The sequence below is a fragment of the Bacillus methanolicus MGA3 genome (assembly GCF_000724485.1).
Lineage (GTDB): Bacteria > Bacillota > Bacilli > Bacillales > Cytobacillaceae > Bacillus_Z > Bacillus_Z methanolicus_A.
Genome location: NZ_CP007739.1, coordinates 631,986 through 658,433 on the forward strand (window position 1 = coordinate 631,986; position 26,448 = coordinate 658,433).

At 37.7% G+C, this 26,448-nt stretch carries 25 protein-coding genes and 1 pseudogene; 17 read left to right on the plus strand and 9 right to left on the minus strand.

Going from position 1 to position 26,448, the window contains the following annotated elements; genetic code table 11:
• Nucleotides 1-616 precede the first annotated feature (616 nt).
• Together BMMGA3_RS18065 and BMMGA3_RS17025 are read left to right on the plus strand one after the other, a co-directional pair.
• On the plus strand, nucleotides 617-775 hold the full coding sequence (locus tag BMMGA3_RS18065; RefSeq protein WP_003347862.1) for a YjcZ family sporulation protein: 159 nt from the start codon (nucleotides 617-619) through the stop codon (nucleotides 773-775).
• 63 nt (nucleotides 776-838) lie between these two features.
• Complete coding sequence (locus BMMGA3_RS17025; protein ID WP_081485698.1) at nucleotides 839-916, plus strand: YjcZ family sporulation protein; 78 nt, start codon at nucleotides 839-841, stop codon at nucleotides 914-916.
• Nucleotides 917-1,246: 330 nt separating this feature from the next.
• On the opposite strand, the pseudogene BMMGA3_RS03155 reads toward BMMGA3_RS17025, so the two are convergent.
• Nucleotides 1,247-1,469: pseudogene (locus tag BMMGA3_RS03155) on the minus strand (DinB family protein); the annotation flags it as partial.
• A 323-nt stretch (nucleotides 1,470-1,792) separates the two neighbouring features.
• Between BMMGA3_RS03155 and hutH the strand changes: the two are divergent.
• Complete coding sequence (gene hutH, locus BMMGA3_RS03160) at nucleotides 1,793-3,277, plus strand: histidine ammonia-lyase (RefSeq protein WP_003347860.1); 1,485 nt, start codon at nucleotides 1,793-1,795, stop codon at nucleotides 3,275-3,277.
• 131 nt (nucleotides 3,278-3,408) lie between these two features.
• Here the strand turns inward: hutH and BMMGA3_RS17750 are convergent, their stop codons facing one another.
• Nucleotides 3,409-3,564 (minus strand): hypothetical protein, encoded by a 156-nt coding sequence (locus tag BMMGA3_RS17750; protein ID WP_003347859.1) that lies wholly within the window; start codon nucleotides 3,562-3,564, stop codon nucleotides 3,409-3,411.
• A 161-nt stretch (nucleotides 3,565-3,725) separates the two neighbouring features.
• On the opposite strand from BMMGA3_RS17750, the gene BMMGA3_RS03165 reads away from it, so the two are divergent.
• From BMMGA3_RS03165 to map, 4 genes are all read left to right on the plus strand, one after another.
• The gene (locus BMMGA3_RS03165) at nucleotides 3,726-4,082 is read left to right on the plus strand and encodes a DnaJ family domain-containing protein (RefSeq protein ID WP_003347858.1); all 357 of its coding nucleotides are present in this window, start codon (nucleotides 3,726-3,728) and stop codon (nucleotides 4,080-4,082) included.
• A 194-nt stretch (nucleotides 4,083-4,276) separates the two neighbouring features.
• On the plus strand, nucleotides 4,277-5,071 hold the full coding sequence (gene motA / locus BMMGA3_RS03170) for a flagellar motor stator protein MotA (protein ID WP_003347857.1): 795 nt from the start codon (nucleotides 4,277-4,279) through the stop codon (nucleotides 5,069-5,071).
• On the plus strand, nucleotides 5,064-5,822 hold the full coding sequence (motB, locus tag BMMGA3_RS03175) for a flagellar motor protein MotB (RefSeq protein WP_003347855.1): 759 nt from the start codon (nucleotides 5,064-5,066) through the stop codon (nucleotides 5,820-5,822). Before motA ends, motB begins: the two co-directional genes overlap by 8 nt.
• 567 nt (nucleotides 5,823-6,389) lie before the next feature.
• On the plus strand, nucleotides 6,390-7,148 hold the full coding sequence (gene map / locus BMMGA3_RS03180) for a type I methionyl aminopeptidase (RefSeq protein WP_003347851.1): 759 nt from the start codon (nucleotides 6,390-6,392) through the stop codon (nucleotides 7,146-7,148).
• 77 nt (nucleotides 7,149-7,225) lie between these two features.
• Here the strand turns inward: map and BMMGA3_RS03185 are convergent, their stop codons facing one another.
• A complete protein-coding gene (locus BMMGA3_RS03185; protein ID WP_003347849.1) occupies nucleotides 7,226-7,450 on the minus strand; it encodes a DUF1128 domain-containing protein in 225 nt (74 codons plus the stop codon).
• Nucleotides 7,451-7,653: 203 nt separating this feature from the next.
• Between BMMGA3_RS03185 and BMMGA3_RS03190 the strand changes: the two genes are divergently transcribed.
• Both BMMGA3_RS03190 and BMMGA3_RS03195 read left to right on the plus strand, forming a co-directional pair.
• Nucleotides 7,654-7,983 (plus strand): YtxH domain-containing protein, encoded by a 330-nt coding sequence (locus BMMGA3_RS03190; protein ID WP_003347847.1) that lies wholly within the window; start codon nucleotides 7,654-7,656, stop codon nucleotides 7,981-7,983.
• 48 nt (nucleotides 7,984-8,031) lie between these two features.
• A complete protein-coding gene (locus BMMGA3_RS03195) occupies nucleotides 8,032-8,853 on the plus strand; it encodes a YihY/virulence factor BrkB family protein (RefSeq protein WP_003347846.1) in 822 nt (273 codons plus the stop codon).
• Between the two features lie 369 nt (nucleotides 8,854-9,222).
• Here the strand turns inward: BMMGA3_RS03195 and BMMGA3_RS03200 are convergent, their stop codons facing one another.
• Together BMMGA3_RS03200 and BMMGA3_RS03205 are read right to left on the minus strand one after the other, a co-directional pair.
• Nucleotides 9,223-11,142, minus strand: a complete 1,920-nt coding sequence (locus tag BMMGA3_RS03200; protein WP_003347842.1) for a heavy metal translocating P-type ATPase — start codon at nucleotides 11,140-11,142, stop codon at nucleotides 9,223-9,225.
• A gap of 245 nt (nucleotides 11,143-11,387) precedes the next feature.
• Nucleotides 11,388-12,569 (minus strand): MFS transporter, encoded by a 1,182-nt coding sequence (locus BMMGA3_RS03205; RefSeq protein ID WP_003347840.1) that lies wholly within the window; start codon nucleotides 12,567-12,569, stop codon nucleotides 11,388-11,390.
• 249 nt (nucleotides 12,570-12,818) lie between these two features.
• Here BMMGA3_RS03205 and cax point away from each other — a divergent pair, with 249 nt between their 5' ends.
• Together cax and BMMGA3_RS03215 are read left to right on the plus strand one after the other, a co-directional pair.
• Complete coding sequence (cax, locus tag BMMGA3_RS03210; protein ID WP_003347837.1) at nucleotides 12,819-13,877, plus strand: calcium/proton exchanger; 1,059 nt, start codon at nucleotides 12,819-12,821, stop codon at nucleotides 13,875-13,877.
• 402 nt (nucleotides 13,878-14,279) lie between these two features.
• Entirely contained in the window at nucleotides 14,280-15,104 is an 825-nt protein-coding gene (locus BMMGA3_RS03215) for a YfkD famly protein (protein WP_034669491.1), read from the plus strand.
• Between the two features lie 215 nt (nucleotides 15,105-15,319).
• Here the strand turns inward: BMMGA3_RS03215 and yfkAB are convergent, their stop codons facing one another.
• Nucleotides 15,320-16,441, minus strand: coding sequence for a radical SAM/CxCxxxxC motif protein YfkAB (gene yfkAB / locus BMMGA3_RS03220; RefSeq protein ID WP_003347833.1), 1,122 nt, complete (start codon nucleotides 16,439-16,441; stop codon nucleotides 15,320-15,322).
• A gap of 316 nt (nucleotides 16,442-16,757) precedes the next feature.
• Here yfkAB and BMMGA3_RS03225 point away from each other — a divergent pair, with 316 nt between their 5' ends.
• The 4 genes from BMMGA3_RS03225 to rlmD all read left to right on the plus strand — a co-directional run bounded on the left by BMMGA3_RS03225 (nucleotide 16,758) and on the right by rlmD (nucleotide 21,751).
• Nucleotides 16,758-18,308: a fumarate hydratase gene (locus BMMGA3_RS03225; RefSeq protein ID WP_003347831.1), complete on the plus strand. Its 1,551-nt coding sequence runs from the start codon at nucleotides 16,758-16,760 to the stop codon at nucleotides 18,306-18,308.
• A 160-nt stretch (nucleotides 18,309-18,468) separates the two neighbouring features.
• Nucleotides 18,469-19,269 carry a delta-lactam-biosynthetic de-N-acetylase gene (gene pdaA, locus BMMGA3_RS03230; protein ID WP_003347829.1) on the plus strand — a complete coding sequence of 267 codons (801 nt, stop codon included), beginning with the start codon at nucleotides 18,469-18,471 and terminating at the stop codon, nucleotides 19,267-19,269.
• Between the two features lie 160 nt (nucleotides 19,270-19,429).
• Nucleotides 19,430-20,290, plus strand: coding sequence for a DNA-3-methyladenine glycosylase family protein (locus tag BMMGA3_RS03235; RefSeq protein WP_003347826.1), 861 nt, complete (start codon nucleotides 19,430-19,432; stop codon nucleotides 20,288-20,290).
• Between the two features lie 81 nt (nucleotides 20,291-20,371).
• On the plus strand, nucleotides 20,372-21,751 hold the full coding sequence (rlmD, locus tag BMMGA3_RS03240) for a 23S rRNA (uracil(1939)-C(5))-methyltransferase RlmD (protein ID WP_003347822.1): 1,380 nt from the start codon (nucleotides 20,372-20,374) through the stop codon (nucleotides 21,749-21,751).
• Nucleotides 21,752-21,924: 173 nt separating this feature from the next.
• Here the strand turns inward: rlmD and BMMGA3_RS03245 are convergent, their stop codons facing one another.
• The gene (locus BMMGA3_RS03245; protein WP_003347820.1) at nucleotides 21,925-22,158 is read right to left on the minus strand and encodes a hypothetical protein; all 234 of its coding nucleotides are present in this window, start codon (nucleotides 22,156-22,158) and stop codon (nucleotides 21,925-21,927) included.
• A 108-nt stretch (nucleotides 22,159-22,266) separates the two neighbouring features.
• On the opposite strand from BMMGA3_RS03245, the gene BMMGA3_RS03250 reads away from it, so the two are divergent.
• Both BMMGA3_RS03250 and BMMGA3_RS03255 read left to right on the plus strand, forming a co-directional pair.
• On the plus strand, nucleotides 22,267-22,494 hold the full coding sequence (locus BMMGA3_RS03250; RefSeq protein ID WP_003347816.1) for a hypothetical protein: 228 nt from the start codon (nucleotides 22,267-22,269) through the stop codon (nucleotides 22,492-22,494).
• Between the two features lie 646 nt (nucleotides 22,495-23,140).
• Nucleotides 23,141-24,298, plus strand: coding sequence for an iron-containing alcohol dehydrogenase (locus BMMGA3_RS03255; protein ID WP_003347814.1), 1,158 nt, complete (start codon nucleotides 23,141-23,143; stop codon nucleotides 24,296-24,298).
• 132 nt (nucleotides 24,299-24,430) lie between these two features.
• Here the strand turns inward: BMMGA3_RS03255 and BMMGA3_RS03260 are convergent, their stop codons facing one another.
• Complete coding sequence (locus tag BMMGA3_RS03260; protein ID WP_003347812.1) at nucleotides 24,431-25,345, minus strand: TIGR03943 family putative permease subunit; 915 nt, start codon at nucleotides 25,343-25,345, stop codon at nucleotides 24,431-24,433.
• A 10-nt stretch (nucleotides 25,346-25,355) separates the two neighbouring features.
• The gene (locus BMMGA3_RS03265) at nucleotides 25,356-26,360 is read right to left on the minus strand and encodes a permease (protein ID WP_003347810.1); all 1,005 of its coding nucleotides are present in this window, start codon (nucleotides 26,358-26,360) and stop codon (nucleotides 25,356-25,358) included.
• Between the last annotated feature and the right edge of the window lie 88 nt (nucleotides 26,361-26,448).

Consider the following 26,448-nt stretch of genomic DNA (forward strand, 5'->3'; position numbering starts at 1 on the left):
ATACGTTTATTGCCTTCCACTATAAAAATGTCCAATTTCCTTAATCACCTGAAAGGGTGGTTTTGTTTCGTATTATCATTTTCTTCCATTTCTTTACGATCGACAATAATAAGAAAATGATCTGTCTTATTACACCTGGTTCGTCCATTTTCTTAAAATATCATAGTTAAATCAACACCTGTCCATACCTTTTTATTCTTTTTTCATATCTTAATAATATGAGGGATAGAAGACTCTCTATAAAACTCAGCTGCATGTATCCGCCGCCCATGCAGCAGTCTCACCTCTTCATTGGTAGAAGAGGCTGTCTCAAAAGCCAGAGGGTCAGACCCCATAACACAATATATAGGACATAATGTTGCATAAATGTGCTATATATTGATAAACGAACATGGGGTCAGACCCTTATGAGACAGCCTCTTCTATTTATAATTGTTTGGCTAATTATTTCAAAAAAATTCTAGTTAGAAAAGTGATTTAATGGGATTATTTCAGGCAAATGTGGATTCTTTTATTCTTGTGACCTTTGTCTAATCGAATTCTTTCTTGAAACATATTTTATAGTGAGGTTGCTGATAAAGCCTTCCTTAATCATCACAAAAGGAGGTGAAATGTTATGTGTTGGGGATCTTGCGGTGCTGGCTACGGTGGTTATGGTTACGACGGTGCTGGTTACGGTGGTATCGGCAGTAATTTTGCGTTAATCGTCGTATTGTTTATTCTATTGATCATTGTGGGTTCAGTTATTTGGAGTGGTTATGAAGGCGATGCCTAAAAGTTTTCTTACAATATACCACAGTTTAAAAAATTATCATTAATTCAAATTGGAGGTGTTATTATGACTGCTTTTGCCTTAGTTGTTGTCTTATTCGTCTTACTTATCATTGTAGGATGTTCTTGTATGGGTATCTATTAAATTGTACAGGGCAGGTTGGGTTAATCTGTCCTTTTGTCATATAGACTTCAGAAATGAAAGGAGGATGAATTAAATGCCATTTTTCGGATTCGATCGAAGAGACTTGTTTTTTCGTGACGACTTTAGAAGAAGACGGTTTTTCCCCTTTAGAAGAAGACGGTTTTTCCCCTTTGAAATATTCGAAATAGAGAGAAGAAGAAGACGCAGATTCTAATTAAGCAAATAATTTAAACAGTGTTTCCATGGGCCTATGGGCCTTTTTTATAGAGAAAGATCAACTGCTGTGAAATAAAAAAAATCCACATTTAATTTTTTGCAAATGGTTTATTGCACGGACTCTAGCAAACTTCTTGTCTTTTCTGTATAATTTTCTGCTAACTTGCGAAGATCCGTTTCTGTCTCCTCGATTTTTTCTCTGAACATCATTTGATCTCCACTTTTAGCTGTTCTTGCAAATCGATAGAATGAAAGTAAAATATGAGTGACTAACTGTTTTTGCGGACATGGATGTTGGCGTTGGTTTGTAGTCATAATGCTCTTTTTCAATTTTGTAAGAATCATTTTTTTATCCTCCTTTATCTTTATGCCATTTCTTACGTTTTACACAACATCTTAGTTTCATTCATTGCATATATTTATTGAAGTATCTCTTACTGCAGTGTTTCTGTTTAAATACACAAAAAATTCAGAAAAATATTGACAGGACAATCTAAATGAAAATAAAATCGACAGTGGGAATATTTCAATCTAGGATGGATGATTGTTATGAGACATCGTAAAAATAACTTTTATATAAATAAATTTAAAGCAGAAAGAGGCTGTTCTTTAAGAACAGCCTCTTTCTTTATGCTGATAAAGTGGTAGAGGGTGAATCTAATGGTTATTTTAACAGGGAATGATTTGACTTTAAACGATATAAAAAGAATTATTTTTCAACGGGAAAAGGCTTATGCTTCCACTGAAAGTTTAGCAAAGACAGAGAAAAGTCATCTTGCAGTAAACAAAATTGTTCAACAAGGAAGAACTGTCTATGGAATAAACACTGGATTTGGAAAGTTCAGCGATGTGTTGATCAATGAATCCGATGTAAAAGAACTGCAGTTAAACTTAATTAGATCCCATGCCTGCGGAGTAGGAGAGCCGTTTCATGAAAATGTTTCAAGAGCAATGCTGCTTCTGCGCGCAAATGCTCTGTTAAAAGGCTACTCGGGAATAAGGCCGGTGGTTGTGAACCGTTTAATAGAACTGGTTAATAAAGAAATACATCCGGTTATTCCACAGCAAGGATCTCTAGGGGCGAGCGGTGATTTGGCTCCGCTGGCGCATCTTGGTCTTGCAGTCATTGGGGAGGGAGAAGTGTTTTATAAGGGAAAAAGAGTGGAGGCAAGCGAAGCAATGGCAAATGAAGGATTAGAACCACTGACCCTAGAAGCGAAAGAAGGGCTGGCATTGATCAATGGCACGCAGGCGATGACAGCTATGGGAGTTATTGCTTATTTAGAGGCTGAGCAGCTTGCCCGTTTAAGTGAAATCATTGCTTCGATGACAATTGAAGGCTTAAATGGCATAATTGACGCCTTTGAGGAAAAAGTTCATCTTGTGCGCGGCTATCAACAGCAAATTGAAACCGCTAGGAGAATAAGGAAATATTTAAAAGGAAGCAAGTTGACTACAAAACAAGGTGAACTTCGTGTCCAGGATGCTTACTCTATTCGATGTATTCCCCAGGTTCACGGGGCATCATGGCAAGCTCTTGATTATGTAAAAGAAAAGCTTGAGACTGAAATGAACGCGGCAACCGATAACCCGCTAATATTTGAAGACGGTGATAAAGTTATTTCCGGGGGGAATTTTCATGGACAGCCGATTGCATTTGCGATGGATTTTATGAAAATTGCTGTCGCAGAGTTTGCCAATATATCAGAACGGCGAATTGAAAGGCTGGTTAATCCGCAGTTAAATGATTTGCCGCCGTTCCTTAGTCCTGAGCCCGGTCTTCAATCCGGGGCAATGATTATGCAATATTGTGCAGCTTCTCTCGTGTCTGAAAATAAAACACTCGCCCATCCGGCTAGTGTAGATTCTATCCCATCTTCTGCCAACCAAGAAGATCATGTCAGTATGGGAACAATCGCTGCCAGACATGCGTACCAAATTGTACAAAACGTAAGAAGAGTGCTTGCCATCGAATTAATTTGTGCGATGGAAGCAGTAAAGCACAGAGGAATTGATAAAATGGCAGAGTTTACGAAGGAGTTTTATTTTCAAGGAAGACAAATTGTACCTGCCATTGATAAAGACCGGATCTTTTCAAAAGACATTGAACGTGCTGCCAAATGGCTTAGTGAGCTTGCGGTGTAAGAACAAGAGACTGACCCAAAATTAAGAATCAGGCATCCTTAGTAAATAAATATGATTTAAAATCAATGTTTCTGCAGTATTTGTAACTGCAAAAGGGAGCCAGGGACTTATGGGTCAGCCTTTATTTATAATTAGTCACTTTCAACTCGATTTTTAAATGCTTCCTGGGTAACGATTAGTTCTTCGTCTTCGATTCGTTCTTTCGTGTGTTTTTCCGAAATGCTGTTTTCGGGAAAATTGCCAGGATGACCTTTTTTCTTATGATTTAATTCTTTCCCTCTTGCCATTTTGTTCACTCCTTTCAGATGTATCATTCCCAGAAGTTCAAGAAATATTTAACACTTCTTAGAAAGACGCCTATTTTTTGTTCGTTCAAAAAAAATATATAATGAAAGGGATAAAATGACGTTTACACTAGGAGGGGATTAAAATAGATTTTTCAGTTATTTTGTCAGAAGAAAAGATCCGTAAGGCTTATGAGAATGGCGAATTTGATAACTTGCCCGGATACGGAAAACCTCTTAAGCTTGATGATTTATCGTCAGTGCCTGAAGAGTTGCGCATGGCTTATCGGCTCTTGAAAAATGCAGGCTATTCTCCTGAGGAAAACCAGTTAAAACAAGAAATGATGACAATCGAAGACTTGATGAAAAGCTGTGATGACCTTGTGGAAAAAGAAAGGCTTCAAAAGAAACTAAATGAAAAAATCCTTCGTTTCAACAGCTTAATGTCAAAACGGAGAGTAAAAACAAATTCAAGCGTCTTTAAAAATTACGGCAGTAAAATTAATAGCAAATTCAGCTAATCAAAAAACATCCGAACAACCGGATGTTTTTTTGATTTTTATATATGCACAATCTAAATAAACGAAAAAAATTGTCGAAATTAATAGAGAAGCATATTTTACAGGCACAATTAGTAAAAAGCTTGTTGATTGCTATCAATTAAAAAGGTAAATACGATAGATTCATAAAGTATGAGATAAGACAGGTGAGCTACATGGATAAAACTACATTAATTGGATTGATATTAGGAGTCGTTGCTGTTGGAATTGGGATTGTTTTAAAAGGTGTAAGCCCTAATGCACTTATTAATCCTGCAGCAATTTTAATTATTATTGGCGGAACGGCGGGGGCTGTAACAATCGCTTTTCCAAGCAGTGAGATAAAAAGAGTGCCGAAACTGTTTGGCATTCTTTTTAAAGAACAGCAGCATATGAAGCCATCCGAACTCATTATGATGTTCTCTGACTGGGCCCAGATTGCCCGGAAAGAAGGGTTGCTGGCTTTGGAGGTAAAGACAAATGAAATCGAAGATCCATTTTTAAAGAATGGCCTCTCACTTGCAGTGGACGGACAAAGTGCAGACTATATCCGGGATGTGCTCACGGAAGAAATTGAGGCAATGGAAGAAAGGCACCTTACCGGCGCAGCTATTTTTACACAGGCGGGAACGTACGCTCCTACACTTGGAGTATTAGGGGCAGTTGTCGGGCTAATCGCAGCTTTAAGCAATATGGATAAAACGGATGAATTGGGCCATGCAATTAGCGCTGCTTTCGTCGCTACTCTTTTGGGAATTTTTACAGGATATGTTTTATGGCATCCTTTTGCCAATAAGCTGAGACGAAAATCAAAGCAAGAAGCAAGAATAAAATACATGATGATTGAAGGTATCTTATCCATTCTTGAAGGAGAGGCGCCAAGAGTTATTGAGCAAAAACTTGCATCTTACCTTCCAGCTGGAGAACGGAAGGCATTTCTTGAGGAAAGCAGCGTGACAAAGGATGAGTAAGCGTAAAAAGAAGTATGATCAAGAAGATCACATTGATGAAACCTGGCTTATTCCTTATTCCGATCTCCTCACATTATTATTGGCTTTGTTTATTGTTTTGTTTTCAATGAGCTCTGTTGATGCCCAAAAATTTCGGATATTTTCCAAGGCATTCAATGATATTTTTACCGGAGGTACGGGAGTTACCGAGTTTCAGAGTCCTATGCCTGAAGGGCAAATGGAATCACCAGATGAACGAAAAAAAGACAAGGAAAAAGCTGAGAATCAAAGTGCACAAAATGTAGATAAACAAGAACTGCAGAAAATTCAAAATAAAATAACTGCTTATATTAAGGAAACACATCTAACGGACAAACTCAATACTTCATTAACCGATGAAGGACTGCTAGTAACCATTCGTGACAACGTATTATTTGATTCTGGAAGTGCAGAAGTTAGAAAGGAAGATGTGAAAATAGCAAAAGAAATCTCCGACCTTCTTGTAATTGACCCGCCAAGGAATATCATTATCAGTGGTCATACTGACAATGTACCAATTCATACAGCTAAATTTGAATCTAACTGGGAATTGAGTGTTATGCGTGCTGTTAATTTTATGAAGATCATTCTAGAAAATGATAAACTCGATCCTCGCTGGTTCAGTGCAAAAGGCTATGGAGAATATAAGCCGGTGGCTTCGAATGCAACAAAAGAGGGAAGGGCGAAAAACAGGCGTGTGGAAATTTTAATATTGCCGCGAACAGGAGGTTAAGTTTTAATGCTTAACCTTTTTTTAAAAGTAGAAATAACATGTTGGGAGGTTAAATTTTTTAAGAAAGTCAGCTGCTTTGCACAAATTGTCGGAGCATGAGGAATAGAGATCGAATTATCCGCGGTAGATTTTTGTTGTCTCTAAAGGAGATTCTTGTCATTTTAATCGAAATATTTATTGCCTCATCCGCCATTTCCCGGGAAATTTCGCTATTGGAAGAACATTAATAGTTTTCTCATGAATCCTTTAATAACAATCATTGTTATTACTGATATTTTTTGTTAATTCCCTAAAACTAAGGGTCCATTTTCAAAAATGTAAAAAAACAGCTAAAATAAGAACCAAAATGAATTTAATTTGTGTTTATGGTGATGGAATGAAAATCAAGTATTAGAAAAGCATTGAATTTGCTTGATTAAAAGGGTAATCGGAAAACAATGTTAAATTATTTTTACTGTAACGTTTGGACGAAATTTTTTGATAAACGTTTTTTTCAACGGTAATATAATGAAGATGGAAGAAATATTATTTTTAAATGATTATTACCTCTGAAAGGCAGGATACTGGATGATTGTCTTAAAATCACCGCGGGAAATCGAAATGATGAAAAAGTCGGGAGAAATTCTCGCCGCTTGTCATAAGGAATTAGCAAAAATAATAAAACCTGGTATAACTACATGGGAAATTGAAAATTTTGTTGATCAATTTTTAAAAGAACATGGTGCCGTACCGGAACAAAAAGGATATAAGGGATACCAATATGCAACATGCGCAAGCATTAACGATGAAGTTTGCCATGGATTTCCCAGAAAAGATCCTTTAAAAGAAGGGGATATTGTCACTGTTGACATGGTTGTAAACTATAATGGAGCACTAGCTGATTCAGCATGGACGTATGCTGTGGGGAACGTTTCAACGAAAACAGAAAAGCTTTTGGAAGTTACGAAAGAAGCCCTATATAAAGGAATAGAACAAGCGAAAATTGGAAATCGGATTGGTGACATCGGCCATGCTATTCAAACATATGTAGAAAGTGAAGGCTTTTCTGTTGTCCGTGATTTTATTGGCCATGGGATTGGTTCAGTCATTCATGAAAAACCTGATGTTCCTCATTTTGGATTGCCGGGAAAAGGACCGCGCATAAAGGAGGGAATGGTTTTCACGATTGAACCGATGGTGAATGAAGGAACCTACCATACACAAATGGATGACAATGGTTGGACAGCACGTACAATAGACGGGAAAAACTCTGCACAATATGAACACACGATAGCCATTACAAAAGATGGGCCAATAATTTTAACTGACCAAGACTCGCTTTCTTAAACTGTAGGTGAAAAAATACAAGTTTTTTATATTGGAAAATCCGCTGTCAAATGAAGGCAGCGGATATCGCAGCTTTTTTATTTTTTTCGCAAATTCCCTAATTCCTCAGCAAGAGCCTGCATTTCACTCGGGCTAAAAGTCTTTTTTTTCATGACCATTTCGTAAATTTCTTTTAATTCCTCGTACATTTCTTCATCAAAATGAGATGGTTTAATCGCCCCAAAATTTAATACTTTCAATTTTTCCTTTATTTTTTCAATCATATATTCGACGTTTTCAACTGATTTTTGTGACAGGTCCACTTTGTTCATCCTCTCCGTTTTTTCTCTCATCTTTTCATGTATTGTGTAAATTGTCAATTGCGTTTTGGCTGCAGATTGAATGATGAAAACTTAACCTCTTGCATGGAAGTGTGAATATGAAAGAAAATGTAGAGAGAACTGTTTTGAATCCCTCTTAGGTGGGAAATAAATACAAAGCAGGAATGTAGGAAGGAGAACAATTTATGGGAAATTCAAAATTTTTTTGGAAAAGCGTTTTATTCGGTGCTATTGCCGGGGGAGCTTTAAGCCTCCTAAATAGAGAAACGCGCCATGCGGTAATGAATGATTGCAAAAAAACAGCTAAAAATATCTCCTATATTGTCAAACACCCTGATGAAGTTGTTGATCAATTAAGACAAGTTTCAAATAAGGTCCGCGCTACTGTAGAGGAAGTAAGCGAGGACGTTTCTTACATAACTGAAAAAGTTGCAGAACTTAGAGAAGTAACTCCGCAAGTAGCCGGAATGGTAAAAGATACGAAAGAAACTTTCAATAAAAATGGCCAATCATAACGATTAGTTGCCAATCCATTAAAAGCGGAGAGTAAATTGAGGTGCGGAATGGGACAAATAAATGCGGCATTTATTAAACAATTATGGATGAGAATTCAGTGTAATGATGTTCCAGGGCTGGCAGCACAGCTGGCATATTTTTTCTTGCTCTCTTTATTTCCGCTCTTGATTTTCCTTGTAACCCTTTTGCCGTATTTGCCGATCACAGAGGACGATTTGCTAAGGTTAATAGAAGATTTTGCTCCCCGACAAACGATGGCGTTTATTGAATCAAATATAAATCAAATCATGAGTAAGAATGAAAAACTTCTTTCTTTTGGAATTATTGCCGCTTTCTGGTCCGCATCCAATGGACTGAATATTATCGTTAGAGCATTTAATCAAGCATATGAAGTGAAGGAAAGCCGGCCATTTTTTGTTGCGAGAGGAATGGCCATTTTATTGACAGTTGGAATGATCATCGTTTTTATTGTTGCATTGCTTTTGCCAGTGTTTGGCAGACAAATCGGTTTGTTCTTATTTTCTGAATTTGGTTTATCAAGTGAGTTTCTTGTAACCTGGAATGCGATTCGGTGGTTCGTCAGCTCGATCATCCTTTTTGTAATCTTTACTGTACTTTACTGGATTGCCCCTAACAAAAAATTAACATGTATTAGTGCGGTTCCGGGTGCCTTGTTTGCGACTGTAGGATGGATTTTGACATCACTTGCTTTTTCTTTTTATGTAGGAAATTTTGGGAATTATTCAGCCGCCTATGGAAGTATTGGAGCGGTCATAGTCTTAATGGTATGGTTTTATTTAACAGGCTTTATAATCATCATTGGCGGAGAGATTAATGCCATATTCAGCAGGCAAAAAGAAGGCTGTTAACAAGCGGTTATTGGCTTAACTTTCCTTATTGAAATGCGGAGAATTGCCCACAATAGTAAACGGGGGTATCAAAGCAATAAAAGGAGGCTTTCAAATGGCAAAGCAATCAAAGAAAGACGGCGGAACAAAACAAAAAGGGAAAAGCCGACCGAAGCAAAAAACATCTGGATCTGCTAACGGACAAAACGGTTATCATTAATATAAAAAAGGAGGCCGTCTCAAAAACCTGAGGGTCAGACCCCATAACACAATATATAGGACATAATTTTGGATAAAAGTGCTATATATTGAAAATACACATGGGGTCAGACCCTTTAGAGACAGCCTCCTTTTATCTCGTATTATTAGCAGGCTGATGGAAGTTTCATTCTATTTTAATAGTCTTAAGCTGTTTAAAATGACTAAAATCGTGCTTCCTTCATGGCCGATTACACCGAAAGGAAGATCCACAAGCTGCAAAAAGTTAGACGCAATTAAAAGCATGATAACACTAATTGAGAATACAATATTTTGTTTCACAATACGGTTCATCCTTTGGGAAAGGTTTATTGCCTCAGCGATTTTCGGGAGATCATTTTTCATTAAAACAATATCAGCTGTTTCAAGCGCTACATCGGTTCCTTCCCCCATTGCAATTCCGACGTTAGCTGTTGCAAGTGCGGGAGCATCATTGATACCATCTCCCACCATGGCAACATTGCCAAACTGTTTCTTTAATTTTTTGAGCTCTTCTACTTTTTTTTCCGGCAAACATTCTGCGATAAAGTCATTAACATGACTTTCTTTAGCAATTACATTTGCTGTTTTTTTACTGTCTCCTGTCAGCATTATTGTATAAATACCTTTTGCTTTTAAGCTGTCAATGGCTGATTTTGTTTCCTCTCTGACTACGTCTTTAAAAGCAAATATGGCAACAATTTCCTTTCCTCTTTGAACAAATACAATTGTTTTTCCTTCATCAGCAAGAGCACTGGCAGCTCTATCAGCAAACTCATCTGCAAAATCTTTCCCGACAAATTCTGCTTTCCCGATTTTCCATTCCATGCCGTTCATAAACGCTTTGATTCCCCAGCCTGGAACGTCTTCAATTTTTTCAGGTTCTGGAAATTTCTCGTTAAGCTGGTTTTTGACATAGTTTACAATTGCATGGGCGAGGGGGTGGTTGGAATGCTTTTCAATCGCCCCGGCTGCTAATAAAATATCATTTCTGCTTATGCCATCTTTCGTTATCATGTTTGTTAATTCTGGTTTTCCTTTTGTTAAGGTTCCGGTTTTATCAAACGCTATTGCTTTTAAATGGCTTAAGTTTTCAAGATGGATTCCGCCTTTAAACAAAATTCCGTGCCTGGCACCATTTGAAATTGCGGATAATGTTGCAGGCATGATTGAAGCAACAAGTGCACAAGGTGAGGCCACGACAAGAAGGATCATGGCGCGATAAAATGTTTCATTCCAGTTCCAGCCTAACACATAATGGGGTAAAAACATCATTAAGAAAACGACAGCTAACACGATTTTTACATATGTTCCTTCAAACTTTTCTATGAAAAGCTGTGAAGGGGATTTTTCACTCTGGGCATTCTGAACAAGCTGAATGATTTTTTGAAACAGAGTTTCGCTGTTCGGTTTTGTGATTTCAATTGTAATTGAGCCGTTTAAATTGACAGTTCCGGCAAAAACATTGTCGCCTTCTGATTTTGAAACCGGAATGGATTCTCCGGTAATCGCAGCTTCATCAATGGTTGTCTGTCCTTTTGAAATTCGTCCGTCTGAAGGAACTCTTTCACCGGGTTTGACGAGGATGATATCGCCGATTTTTAACTGTGAGACATGGACTTTTTCTTCCATCCCGTTATTGATTCTTAACGCTTCTTCAGGTTGAAGCTGCATTAAGGAGGAAATTTCTTTCCGGCTTTTATTAAGAGTATATGTTTCGAGAGCACCACTTACCGCAAAGATAAAAATCAAAATGGCACCCTCTGTCCAATAACCAATTATCGAAGAACCGATAGCGGCAAAAATCATTAACATTTCCACATTTAACTCTTTATTTTCAATGGTTTCTTCAATTCCTTCTTTTGCTTTAGCAAATCCGCCGATTAGAAAAGCAAGCAAAAATGCTGCTATCGAAGCGTTTTCCATCCCTTTTTTTTCAAGAATCCATCCGGCCGCAATCAAAATCCCGCAAAAAAGGGCTGCAATTAACTCGGCATGGGGTTTTATTTTTTCAATAACACTCTCATGATTACCTGTTTGGCTGGATGTTAGTATTTTTGCTTCAGCATTCATGGTTTGTCCTCCTCATCCGCTTTTAAAAAAGCGCCTTTCATTCTTAATGAGAAAAATAATCAGATTCAATATCTTCATTAAATGACGAAAGCTGCCATCTTTAGCGATGACAGCGAAAAACTTCGAAATGCATGTTATATATTTTTTTAATTATATTACCATACAGCATATGAATGTGGAAAGAAATATGCGCCAATTATTTGCGTAAAACTGAAATCAAGGTAAAAAAATAAACCCGATCAAACCTAAACTGACCGGGGTTTGCTTTCGATAGCGTTTTTTGGCTGATAAACAGCCAGCGCGATGAATATCAAAAGAAGCATGAAACTAATGACATAAAAAAAGCTTGCTCCTTTCAAGTACTCGATGACAAGGCCGCCGATAAACGGACCGCTGATGCTTCCAAAGCTGAAAAAGATTCCGCACATTAAATTTCCCGCCGGTAAAAGCTGTTTTGGAAGAAGATCAGCCATATAACTGATTCCGAGAGAAAAAGTAGAACCGACAAGCATGCCTGCAAGAAAAAAACATACAACAAGGCCAATGGCTGATTCTTTGAGAAGTCCAGCTGCCGTAAAACAAATAAATCCTGACAGCATTATGGAAATCAATATATTTTTTCTTCCGTATTTGTCACTTAATATTCCTAAAGGCAATTGAAATACAATACCTCCAATTGCAAAAGCAGGCAAAATAAAAGATACAGCATTTATATCAATTCCTGTTCTGAGCGCATATACAGGGAAATTTCCGTTTAGCGAAGCTTCAAGAAACCCATACCCGAATGGGGGAAGTAAAGCGGCCCATGCATATTTCCATACTTGGCCAAAGCGTTTCATTGTTCCAAAAAAAGAATTCGTTTCTAAACCTTGTTCAGGATATTCATTTTTTAAAAGTAAAATGGTAAACCAAGCAACTAAACTAATAGCGGCTGAAATGACAAATGGAAGGGATTCATTAATTTCTATAAACCTTGTCATGACTGGTCCGGCTGCAAATCCTAACCCAAAAAATAAGCCGTAAAGTGAAATATTCCGGCCGCGTTTTTTTTCAGGCGAAAAGGTTGTAATCCATGTTTGCGTTCCAAAATGAAGCATATGATCCCCAATCCCGATTAACAGTCTCAGGATAAACCAGAACCAAAAAGACTTCCAAACAGGAAACAGTCCTAAGGAAACAGCTACAGCAAGCCCACCAAATAAAATGATTGGTTTGAAGCCAAATTTTCGCAATGGGGCTTCCATTAAAGGCGAGGCAAATAGAATGCCTATATATAAGGCGGAAGCATGAATGCCGTTGAAGTAAGAAGAAATGCCGTCCTTCTCAAAAATGATTGCAATGAGTGGAAGGAGCATTCCCTGTGAAAATCCGGAGATGGCTACAATTCCTATTAATATCCAAAACCGTAAATTTTGTGAATATTTCATGTTTACAATCTCCCGGAAAATATATTCACTAATTGATGGTAACGGGGAAAAAACAGTTTTGCAAGAAAAAGAAATGTTTTTTCTTGTTTTATTACGGGGAAAAATATTGTAATCTCTATATAGAAAAACAATAGGGTTAACTTGGAAGAATTAGTCCGCAATGCCATTTATAAAAAGAGTTAATGCAGCCTGAGAAACATTTGAGATTATTTTTTCATAGGATCAAAATTTCTAAATGGAGGAGTTTAAATGACAAATAAAATTTTTATGATTCTTGCCTTTGCAGGCGTTCCGATATCTGTTATTGGAAGCTTGCTGCATTGGCCCAGCACACTCATGTTCGTTTTATATTGTATAACGATTATCGCGCTGGCTAGTTATATGGGGAGGGCGACCGAAAGCCTGGCAATTGTTGCAGGTCCGAGGATCGGCGGGTTATTAAATGCGACTTTTGGAAATGCCGTAGAATTAATCATTTCCATTTTTGCATTAAAAGCTGGCTTGATCGAAGTCGTTCTTGCTTCTTTGACAGGTTCTGTTCTTGGAAACCTTTTGCTTGTTGCCGGTCTATCTTTTTTCGTTGGCGGGATAAAGTTCAAAAGGCAGAAATTCAACGTGTTTGATGCAAGACACAATTCAGGACTTTTAATGTTCGCTATTATTGTTGCGTTTGTCATTCCGGAAGTTTTCTCAATATCAATGAATGAAACAAAAACATTATCATTAAGTGTAGGGATTGCCATCATTTTAATTGCTCTTTATTTGGCCGCTTTATTTTTCAAGCTCGTTACCCATCGGGGGGTTTATCAACCGGGGAATGAGGGTGAAAGCCATGATGAGGAAGAACCTGAGTGGGGAAAAAATAAGGCACTATTCATTTTAGCAATCTCAACTATAGCTGTTGCTTACGTTTCAGAGAACCTTGTACATACTTTCGAAACAGTTGCCAAATCGTTTGGATGGACCGAATTGTTTATCGGGGTTATTATCGTCGCGATTGTCGGAAACGCAGCTGAGCATGCATCTGCGATTATTATGGCTTATAAAAATAAGATGGATATTGCTGTTGAAATTGCAGTTGGTTCTACTTTGCAAGTGGCGATGTTCGTAGCACCTGTACTTGTGCTAGTTTCATTATTCTTTCCTGTATCCATGTCGCTTGTTTTTTCACTTCCTGAGTTGATTGCAATGGCATCTGCGGTGCTCTTGATGATCATCCTTTCAAACGACGGAGAAACCAACTGGTTTGAAGGATTGACATTGCTTGCTGCCTATTTCATTATGGGGATTGGATTTTATTTATTATAGAGCCAAAAAAGACTCTGCGGTTTTCGCAGAGTCTTTTATTACCAAATGCAGCAAGTTCATTAACTATATTGGGTTACTAATCAATCTTTGCTTTTTTCTAGTCATCATCACCAACTTTCATGAATGTCTTTTCATCGTCGACAAACTTTTTGCAGGTGTAATTACTTCCTTTTAAAGCGATTGATTAACAGCCCCCTTTTCTGTAAGTAGGTATATTATATATTGATATTTATATTTTGTAAATATTCTGATTTTTAAAAATTTATTTTTTGCTAAATACCATAGTTCTTTGCGCCAAAAAAGATGTGCCATCATTTTTGAAGGAATGGATAATAATTGCGGACTCCGAAAAAACTATTAACAAACCAAAAAATGTTGGATGATCTGAAAGGAGTTCGAACCATGAAGAAATGGTTATCTTTTGGTATGGTCAGTCTAGTCTTTTTGTTGCTTTTCTTACCTTCTGCTTTTGCTAAGCAGGGAGCTGAAAAGAATAAAAATCCCAAATCTGCAAGCCAATATAAAGTGCCAAGTTCTGTTCTAAACATAACAAAAGAAAATACTTATCCAAACCCGGTGCAGGACATGCCGCTTTTGCAGCCAAGCGAGCTGACAAAGCAGCTGATTCATTCATCCCGGGTAAAAATTGAGAATCCAGATTTAATTCGTATGCTAAATGAAACAAGTATCAATAGTACACCTTTTGCATTTGGGTACAGGGCCATTATTTATTTAGGACAATGGCCGTTACGTTATGATTCAACAGAAACATCTCCAAATTGGGAGTATCAAAAGATAAATACGAATTATTTTGATAATCGCGGTGGAAACTCACCTTATAAAATTCACTATGTTCAAGAATTGCAAAAACTAGTCCGCGGCGGTTTAACAGCAAAAATACCGAATGCTGAAGATGTGAAAAAAATGATGCTGCTGAAAGCGATGGAAAAAACAAAACTGCCTCTGTCATTTGAAACGATTATCGGAGGAGGAACGAAGAAAGACCACTATTACAACATTCCGCCGAAAAGGCTTGGATATTTATATGCATATGCACCAGCTGTAAATGAAAAAGGGAAGGTAACATATGGGGAAGTTTATATTATGCTAAAAGGCAATAAAAAAATGATCGTGATCAAAAACATAACCTCGCAAGGAATTGGTGCATGGATCCCTGTTCAGGATCATGTTTCCTTCGGTTTCGTCGCTTCAGAAAGAGCGCGTTAATAATATAAATTTGGGGTTGACCCATAAGGGTCTGACTTTTTCCAACAATAATAAAATCTAGAATGATTTTATTAAATATTGGAGGGTCTGACCCTTTGCTTTTTATACGGTGTCTTATCTATTGTGGAGGCTTTATGCCTGGAAGTTTGAGTCAGCCCCAATATTTATGAGAAGAAGTCTAAGTGAGGGAAGAAGCACATCACTAATGGAAGTTTTTACTTTATGTTTGCTTTGCGGGTTTTAAAGTCTACGTCTTTATAATAGCTGTTTTTTACGAGAACATTTGGCCCCAGACAACGTACTTCAGGACAATGGCAGTTCAAGGAGGAAGCCAGTTCCGTTTTCAGCCATGCCTGATAAATATCCTCTAATCGATCGGTTTTGATATTTCCGAGTGGAGGAGTATCTCCGAAATCTGTAACAATTACATCCCCTGTAAAAATATTTACATTTAACCGTGATCGGCCGTCAGGATCATTGCGGACTGTTACATTTTTTTCAGAATGAAGCCTCTTTAAAAGCTCTAAATCTTCCGGATTGCTGCTGCAGGCATAGAACGGCAAAGTTCCGAACAGCATCCATACATCTTTATTACGGATATCAAGCAGACGATGGATTGCACACCTAATTTCATCTAATGACAACGTTTCAAGGAATGAAGCAAAATCAGAAGGATACATTGGGTGGACTTCATGTCTTTTGCATTTCATTTCTTCTGTAATCTGTTTGTGAATTTTTTCAATATGCGGCAATGTACGTTTATTCAGCATAGTTTCCGCCGATACAAGCACTCCGCTTTCGGCAAGAATACGACTATTTTCAATCATTCGTTCAAACAGCGCTTCCCTCTGCTTTATGCTTGGTTTTCGATCCATCATCGCAAAGCCGCCTTCAATAAAATCTTTAGGTGTCCCCCAGTTATGGGAAATATGCAAGACATCTATGTAAGGAATGATTTTTTCATAACGGCTTATGTCAAGGGTTAAATTTGAATTTAACTGGGTGCGAACTCCTCTTTCATGGGCATATTTTAAAAGAGGCAATACATAATTCTCAACAGATGTTTTTGACAGCATAGGCTCTCCGCCGGTAATGCTCAATGACCTCAACGCAGGAATTTCATCAAGCCTTTTAAAGAGAAGGCCAATCGGAAGAGCATCAGGGTCTTTTGTTTGAAGTGTGAATCCAACTGCGCAATGCTCACAGCGCATATTGCAAAGCGTTGTTGTTGTGAATTCTATATTGGATAAAACCAGCTTTCCATATTGATCAATGTCCAAATAAGCTTCCCATGGGTCATAATTGGGCGTAATTTCCAAGCTTTTTTCAGTAAACATAACTTATTAGCTCCTTCTTGTCGAATCATAAGTCATTATTAAAGGTAGAATCAAAATTGTCAATTCCTTTATTCTTGGAATCTAAAAAAAATGGTCATTATGTGGGAATCAGCAAATCGGGAGTTTAATCATATCCTATTAAAAACAACGGATAAATATGTTTCTTAAGGGTCAATACACTTTAATGCTTTAAAGGTAAGGGATAGTCCCTCTTTTTTTCGAATCGTTTAAGGAATATAATAAGGAGGATCAAATTTTTTAAAATTTATAAATGATGTGACGAAAAATAGGCAGCTAAGGGAAAGGGGAAACAAAAGTGAACATTGAAAAGTTCCAGGAGAGTATGTACAAGCTGATCGTTGAAACTTCAACAAAACTTCCTAAAGATGTTCGCCGTGCCATAAAAGCAGCGAAAGAACGTGAAAATGCCGGTACACGTGCAGCCATGAGCCTTGCTACGATAACTAGCAACATTAAAATGGCAGATGAAAACGCTTCACCTATTTGCCAAGATACAGGGTTACCTACTTTTAAAATTAAAACTCCTGTCGGGGTTAATCAAATTGAAATGAAAAAAGCAATTCAAAATGCAATTGCCCTAGCTACAAAAAATGGAAAACTGCGGCCGAATTCGGTTGATTCATTAACCGGAGACAACAGCGGGGATAATCTTGGAGAAGGTACACCTGTCATTAAATTCGAACAATGGGAAAAAGATTATATTGATGTTCGGCTGATTTTAAAAGGGGGAGGTTGTGAGAACAAAAATATCCAGTACAGCCTTCCATGTGAATTGGAAGGATTGGGCCGTGCTGGGCGTGATCTTGATGGAATTCGGAAATGCATTCTTCACGCTGTTTATCAGGCCCAGGGTCAGGGGTGCAGCGCAGGCTTTATCGGTGTAGGAATCGGCGGAGACCGTTCTTCCGGCTACGATCTTGCAAAAGAGCAGCTTTTTCGTTCAGTTGATGACGTGAATCCAAATGAAGACCTTCGCAAGCTTGAAGAGTACATTATGGAAAATGCCAACAAGCTTGGAATTGGTACAATGGGATTTGGCGGAGAAACAACTTTGCTTGGCTGTAAAATCGGTGTAATGAACAGGATTCCTGCTAGTTTCTTCGTGTCTGTAGCTTATAATTGTTGGGCGTTCCGCCGCCTTGGTGTTACTGTTGATCCTCAAACGGGAGAGATTAAGGAATGGATGTATCAAGACGGAGAATTGGTGGATTTTGCAGAATCACCTGCCTCTCAGGAAACAGCCATAGCTGCAGAAGCGTCTTCTGAAGTTATCACTTTACAGGCGCCAATTACAGAGGAACAAATCCGCTCTCTTAAGGTCGGAGATGTTGTCCGTATTAACGGCATGATATACACGGGCCGTGATGCCATTCATAAATATTTAATGGACCATGATGCACCGGTCGATTTAAACGGACAAATTATTTACCACTGCGGCCCGGTTATGTTAAAAGATAAAGAAGGCAAATGGCATGTAAAAGCTGCTGGGCCGACAACAAGTATCCGTGAGGAGCCATACCAAGGTGACATTATGAAAAAGTTTGGTATTCGTGCTGTGATCGGAAAAGGCGGAATGGGTGCAAAAACGCTTGCAGCATTGCAAGAACACGGAGGGGTATACTTAAATGCCATCGGTGGTGCAGCCCAATATTATGCAAATTGTATTAAATCCGTTGAAGGCGTAGATCTCATGGAATTCGGAATTCCGGAGGCAATGTGGCATTTAAGAGTAGAAGGCTTTACAGCAGTTGTTACAATGGACTCGCACGGAAACAGCCTTCACCAAGATGTAGAAAAATCTTCATTGGAAAAACTTGCTCAATTTAAAGAACCGGTTTTTAAGTAAATCGAAGGGGCCAGGCCCTTATTATACTTTAAAGCGTTAACGTACTTGCACGAGGGAGAGATGTTTTGATCTTTCCCTTTTTTTGCTTTTATTTTGTTCGAATGATTTTTTCTGTCTAGCAAAAACTATGGGAAATGCGTGAAAAAAGGAGGAGCAGCGGATGAAAAAAGCTTGCCGCGTTCTGATTACTTTCATTTCCTTGTTTTTGTTTTTTTTAGGAACTACTTATGCAAGACCTGCTAGCTCGGCCATCCATTGGGGATTTAAAAAAGGCGAAAATGGAAAGCCAGCCGAGGCAGGGAAAACTTTAGATGATTTGCTTGAAAAATATGGAGCAGTTTATAAAGGGGATCCAAATAAAAAAGATATTTACTTAACGTTTGATAATGGCTATGAAAATGGCTTTACAGCTAAAATTTTAGATGTCTTAAAAAAAGAGCAAGTACCTGCAGCCTTTTTTATTACAGGGCATTATTTAGAAAGGGAACCTGGGCTGGTAAAGCGGATGGCTAAAGAAGGCCATATTATCGGGAATCATTCATGGTTTCATCCCGATTTAACGAAAGTAAGTGATGAAAGGCTAAAAAACGAACTGGAGAGAGTCCGGACCGAAACCGAGAAACTAACTGGCCAAAAACAAATGGCATATCTACGTCCGCCAAGAGGAATTTTCAGTGAAAGGACTCTTGATATCGCGAAACAACAAGGCTATACACATGTATTCTGGTCACTGGCTTTTATGGATTGGCGCATCGATCAGCAAAAGGGATGGAAGTATTCTTATGATTCGATTATGAAGCAAATCCATCCGGGAGCAATTCTCCTTCTTCATACCGTCTCAAGGGACAATGCTGAAGCTCTTGAAAAGGTCATAAAGGACCTAAAAAAACAGGGCTACCAATTTAAAAACCTTAACGAACTCATGATGGACAACACGTTAAAAGAAAGAATGCTTTATTAACCTGCCAACCCAAATTCCTTGCGAATTTGGGTTTCTATATTGAGGGGCCAGGCCCCCTTCTTACGGTACCGCGTTAATGTATTAAAATAAGTGCGGTTCTGTCCCGTTCTGATTTGAAAAATGCTATAATACGGGAAAATGATAAAGGACGGATGCCGTTTTGGAAAAGCTTCAAATTAAAGGTCCTTACAATTTTGATCTAGTATTGGACAGGCTTTCGCTTGATCCCTTGAATGCTGTCGACAAACTGAACCGCAGTGTGAAAGTTCCTCTATTAATTGACGGACAGCCAATCGCAGCAGAAGTAACGGCGACAGGAACGACAGAGAAGCCGGAATTTAATATTTCCGGATTAGAGGATCCTTACAAGAAAAAAGCTATGAAAAGGCTGACTCATATATTCCAATGGCATGTACCTCTTGAGAAAATTCATGCTCATTTTCAAAACACCGCATTAAAAAAGATCTTTGACGAGCACTACGGGACACCGCTTGTTCTCGATTTTGATCCATATAGCTGTTTGCTCAAATGCATCATCCATCAGCAATTAAATCTTGCCTTCGCCCATACTTTAACAGAACGTTTTGTGAAGACTTTCGGTTTTCAGGAAAAAGGGGTTTGGTTTTACCCTCCCCCTGAAAAAATTGCTTCGTTAACAGTAGAACAGCTTCGCCAACTTCAATTCAGCGGACGAAAGAGTGAGTATGTGATCGGAATTGCTAAAGAAGCCGCAGAAGGAAGGCTTCGATTTGACGAGCTGGATATGAAATCAGATGAAGAAATTATGGAGGAATTAATAAGACTCCGAGGTGTCGGTCCATGGACTGTCCAAAACTTTTTAATTTTTGGGCTGGGCCGTCCAAACCAATTTCCAACGGCTGATATTGGAATCCAAAATGCTTTAAAGAAGCTGTATAATTTAGAAAGAAAACCGACTATTGAAGAGATCAATGAATATAAAAAAAGCTGGGCTCCTTATTTAAGCTACGCATCACTGTATTTATGGAGAAGCATTGAATGAGAATCGGAAACAGAGACCCGCTGTTTTTTAAGAGTTTCCGTAAGTGCTTGGAGTCTGCTGACAATAATGGAGTGAAACACCTTGAAAAATGATCAAACATTGAAAATAAATGTAAAACAAACTTTTCCTTTGACAATTAAAAGGCTCGGCATAAACGGTGAAGGGGTAGGATACTTCAAAAAACAGGTAGTATTTGTACCCGGAGCCTTGCCGGGAGAAGAAATCGTCGCAGAGGTTACAAATGTTCATCCAAAATATGCTGAAGCAAAAATAAAGAAAATCCGTAAAATATCAAAGTATCGCGTGAAGCCTTTATGTCCGATTTATGAAGAGTGCGGCGGATGCCAGCTTCAGCACTTGCGCTATGATCAACAATTAAAAGAAAAACGCGATATCATTATCCAGTCATTAGAACGCCACACAAAACTGCAAGTGGATCAAATTGAAATCAGAGAAACGATTGGGATGGAAAATCCGTGGGGATACCGGAATAAAAGCCAATTTCAGGTTGGAACAAAAGATGGGAAAGTTCTAGCCGGTTTGTACGGGTTAAATTCCCACCGCTTGATCAACATCGAAAAGTGTGCCGTTCAGCACCCATTAACCAGCAAGGCAACGGAGACGGTGAAAAGTATTTTGCAAGATCTAAAAATTCCTATTTATAATGAAAGATCAAGAAAAGGAATTGTAAGGACGATTGTTGCGAGGGCAGGAGTGGCGACAGGAGAGCTGCAAATTGTTTTGATAACGTCTGTAAAAGAGCTGCCAAAAAAAGAGCTGATTATTCAAGAAATCAAAAAGCGTTTGCCTGAAGTTAAGTCGATTGTTCAAAACATTAATGGCCAAAAAACATCGCTGATCTTTGGAAACGAAACAGAAACACTGGAAGGAAAAGATTTTATTCAAGAAACACTGGGCGACCTTTCCTTTGAGTTATCAGCACGAACATTTTTTCAATTAAACCCTGAGCAAACAGTCAAACTTTACAATGAAGTGAAGAAGGCGGCTGCTCTAACTGGCCAAGAAAAAGTTGTTGACGCTTATTGCGGTGTTGGAACCATCGGGTTGTGGCTTGCGGACGGTGCTTCGGAGATTCGCGGCATGGACGTGATTGAAGAATCGATTGCTGATGCAAAGAAAAATGCTGCCCGCCACGGTGTAAACCATGCAACATACGTGACAGGAAAAGCAGAAGAATGGCTTCCAAAATGGCTGAAAAATGGCTGGAAACCAGATGTAGTCGTCGTCGATCCGCCTAGAACAGGCTGTGACGACCGTTTTCTTCAAACCGTATTAAAAGTTAAGCCACAGACATTTGTGTATGTATCCTGCAACCCATCGACATTGACTAAAGACATTCAGACACTAAGCAGTAAATACCATGTTGAATATATCCAGCCGGTTGATATGTTCCCGCAAACAGCGCATGTGGAGGCGATAGCAAAACTAACCTTGAAATAACAAGGTTTATAAGCAAGGTATGTTGTCATTGACCACATTTTGACCACATACCTTGTAAATTACTTATTTTGATATAATTTTTTAAATAATTCGACAGATTTTTATTACATTGAATCTGTCACATGAGCATAAACATCTTTGATTGTTTATTTTAGCAAAAATTCACCAAATATCTATACCTGGGATTGGCGCCTCACTAATGTCAGAACCTTCTCCGTTATATCCTGTTCACCGTTGTAAACTACCTTATCAATACGAGTATCCCTGTACCCTGTTTTCCTCTTGATCTGCCGGATCCATTTATAAGCAATTGTCGGAATACACTCTTCTTTTTGGACTGGGAAGGATCTGGACTGTGATAGCTTTTGGCCTTCAATATCCAAGTGTATGGTAAGATTAATCCTCATTTAATCATATATCCTCCTTACAATTTATTTTACAAACAATGTTCGTAAATGTGGTAGAAAAGGAACTAATGTTCGTATATAATGGTTGTAAAAAAGGAGGTCTGATCGATGAACGGCTTATTAAAAAGATCTTTGGAATCGGGAGAAATATTGGAAATGATTTATCTGTCCAACAAAAACCAATTGAGCCAACGAAAAATCAAAGTAGTTGATATTTCATCAAACACTTTTCGAGCCTATTGCTTTACAAGACGACAACCAAGAATTTTCAGAATAAGCAATGTTTTATCGATTGGGCCTGAACGGAAAAAGTTTTGGGAAGGAGCAGCAGGTTAGACATTTCGGCAGATAAAATTGGTAAAAGTCAAAATGAACCAATTCTTCTTTCACTCTCTCTAAAACCTCAACTCTCCTTTTCCAACCAACCACACGCAATTTCAGGCAAAATGCTTCTATTTAGTTCAATAGAGTCAATATATACTAGATTTACTATTTTTCCTATTGTTAAACAATGCCGTTTGTTACAAAATTTTCTGATCATTTTCCGATTCTTACACTTTTATAGCCTGAATGGGGCAGCGTAAAGAAAATACGGATTTACAACGTTTAAAATATTCCAGAGTATTAAAATCCCAATCTCTAAGTGTCATAAATGTGAAATTAGGATTTATTTACTTAACAATTGCGTCCAATTGTTGAAGATCAAATGCTGTTGAAGTCGGTTCGCACTTATTGAACATTAGAACTTATTAACATAAATAAATTAATTAGCAATAATCTTTAACAGAGCCTTTTATGTTTAGATCCTGTTTTAATCAATTTTTTTCATTTAACAATTTATCAATGGTTGTTAGCTTATTTTAATTGACTATAATAGATTTATTATGCTAATATACTATTTGTTCGTGAATGCGCATTCATAGAGAGAGAATGTTGTTAATTGCTTCTATGATTAGACTATCCAAACAAAGGGGATGTATGTATGAAAAACACTCAAAGTGCATTTTACATGCCTTCAGTCAATCTATTTGGTGCAGGCTCTGTTAATGAGGTTGGAACTCGATTAGCTGGTCTTGGTGTGAAAAAAGCTTTATTAGTTACAGATGCTGGTCTTCACAGTTTAGGCCTTTCTGAAAAAATTGCCGGTATCATTCGTGAAGCTGGTGTGGAAGTAGCTATTTTTCCAAAAGCCGAACCAAATCCAACTGATAAAAACGTCGCAGAAGGTTTAGAAGCGTATAACGCTGAAAACTGTGACAGCATTGTCACTCTTGGCGGCGGAAGCTCACATGATGCTGGAAAAGCCATTGCATTAGTAGCTGCTAACGGTGGAACAATTCACGATTATGAAGGTGTCGATGTATCAAAAAAACCAATGGTCCCTCTAATTGCGATTAATACAACAGCTGGTACAGGCAGTGAATTAACTAAATTCACAATCATCACAGATACTGAACGCAAAGTGAAAATGGCCATTGTTGATAAACATGTAACACCTACACTTTCAATCAATGACCCAGAGCTAATGGTTGGAATGCCTCCGTCCTTAACAGCTGCTACTGGATTAGATGCATTAACTCATGCGATTGAAGCATATGTTTCAACTGGTGCTACTCCAATTACAGATGCACTTGCAATTCAGGCGATCAAAATTATTTCTAAATACTTGCCGCGTGCAGTTGCAAATGGAAAAGACATTGAAGCACGTGAACAAATGGCCTTCGCACAATCATTAGCTGGCATGGCATTCAATAACGCGGGTTTAGGCTATGTTCATGCGATTGCACACCAATTAGGAGGATTCTACAACTTCCCTCATGGCGTTTGCAATGCGATCCTTCTGCCGCATGTTTGTCGTTTCAACTTAATTTCTAAAGTGGAACGTTATGCAGAAATCGCTGCTTTTCTTGGTGAAAATGTCGACGGCCTAAGCACCTACGAAGCAGCTGAAAAAGCTATTAAAGCGATCGAAAGAATGGCTAGAGACCTTAACATTCCAAAAGGCTTTAAAGAACTAGGTGCTAAAGAAGAAGATATTGAGACTTTAGCTAAAAATGCGATGAATGATGCATGTGCATTAACAAATCCTCGTAAACCTAAGTTAGAAGAAGTCATCCAAATTATTAAAAATGCTATGTAATACGACAAAACGGAGGGGCTGTCCCACATTGTGGGACAGCCTTTTTCCTGTGAAAAATGGGCGGAGCTATGCTGACAAAAATAGAAATGCCAACTTATCTTTAGCAAGATACATATGTTTAGGAATAAATGATTACTCAATCTTCACTCCTACATCAAACACATAAGGCTGCTTTGGAGCAGTAATTTTTGAAATCTTTTTTATTTTTATGATTGGGATCTGATATCCATCATAATGGGTTTGATCAATCGTACCTGTTACTTGTATCCATTTATCTTTTGGCAAGGTTGCTACATTTCCTTTTGCCATAATTCCATATACGGAGGCATCTGCAATACAACAGGTGATTCCAAATCGAGCTACGATGATTTGATTTTGCATGAAATTATTTTCCCTATAAACAAATCCTTTCGTGGTAACGGTTTTACCAATTAAACTCGATAAATTATCTTGAATGATATTCATCTTTGGAACATAAAGCTCATCATTTATGTTAATATTTTTGGCCATTAAAATTTTCTTTTTTAATGTGGAGTATTCCGTTTTAGTTAATGGTTCAGGTTGATTATCGAGTATATTATTGGTATTTGGTGTGGAATTAATTTTTTCTGATTTTGTATTGGAATTGTTTTTAACAGTCTTGCTGGGATTTGTGTCTTGTGAATTCGTTCCAAGTTTAATGGTTCGGTTCATTGCTATTGAGCTATCAAGCACGTTGTTTGCAAAAAGAAATCCAGTTGTTATTGGGATTATAAACAATGAATAAAGAAACAGACTTTTAACTATTGATGTCGGATAAAAATGTTCCCCGTCACAATCACAATAATATCTATGTTTTTGATTCGAAGTTCCTCTAAGTATTAATAGAACGCCTAAAATAAGAAAAATAAAAAGAGTAAAATAAATGAAACGAATCATTTTTGGTGCAATCAAGAGCGTAATGTTGTTTGTAAGGAGTAATTTAAAAAAGAGCAACATAAACCCTATAAGGATGATTCCCCTTATAAGATGATGAAAGGAATTAGCTTCTTCATTTTCCTTCTTCATAGAGCACCTCCTATAAAAAAATCAACTGGAAAATAAAAATAGTTAAATAGACGATAATTGGTGTTGCTAGTAATAAATAAAGAACAAACTTCTTTTTAAAATAAGCGAATAACATAAAGGTATTTTTTATGTCAATCATTGGTCCAAAAACTAAGAAAGCAAGTAGTGCTCCTTCCGTAAAAGTAGAACCGAATGAGGAAGCTACAAAGGCATCTGCTGAGGAACATACTGATAGGACATAGGCAAAACCCATCATAACCCCTGGTGCTAAGATAGTGTTCGTCCCTATTGATAACAGAACATTGCGGTCCAAGAATGCCTGAAACAGACTTGCAATGAAAGCACCTATGAATAAATATTTACCTGTATCAAATAATTCATCACTTGCATGATAGAACGTTTCTAAAAGTCTATTTCCTTTTGTATGGTGGTGATTATGATTATGATGCCTGTTTATTCTATCTTTTAAGATATTTTCCCTCTTAAATAATTGGTAAATGATTAATCCAATAATTATTGAACTAAAAAACCCAACAACCATTCTTGCATTTGCAATATAGGGTGTACTCTTAAATGCAAAATAGGTAGAAGCATAGACGACAGGGTTTATGATAGGAGCACTAAGCATAAAGACAACTCCAACATGCGAAGGCATGCCTTTCTTTATTAACCTACGAATAACGGGAATAATTGCACACTCACAAATAGGAAAGACAATTCCTAGAAGTGCTGCAGGTATTATGGCTAAATAAGCATTACGAGGCAATAGCCTTCGAATTGCATTCTCAGAAACAAACGATTGAATAATGGCCGATACAAATACGCCTAATAAAATAAAAGGAATGGCTTCTAAAATAATGCTCAGGAAAATTGTATTAACATTAAAAAAAGAAGTTGGAATTCTACTAAAAATGGAGATGTTTTTAATTTCCTCTGCAAAAAGAAAGAGAAACATGAATAAACAAAATAATAGAAAAATTAACCAATCTATTAGCAACTTTTTTAAATAGTTCACAACAAAATCTACCTCCTATATCTAGCAGTTCTATCATTATGTTATGCAGCTCTAGGGAGTTAATTCATAAAAACAGATTGACATAAAT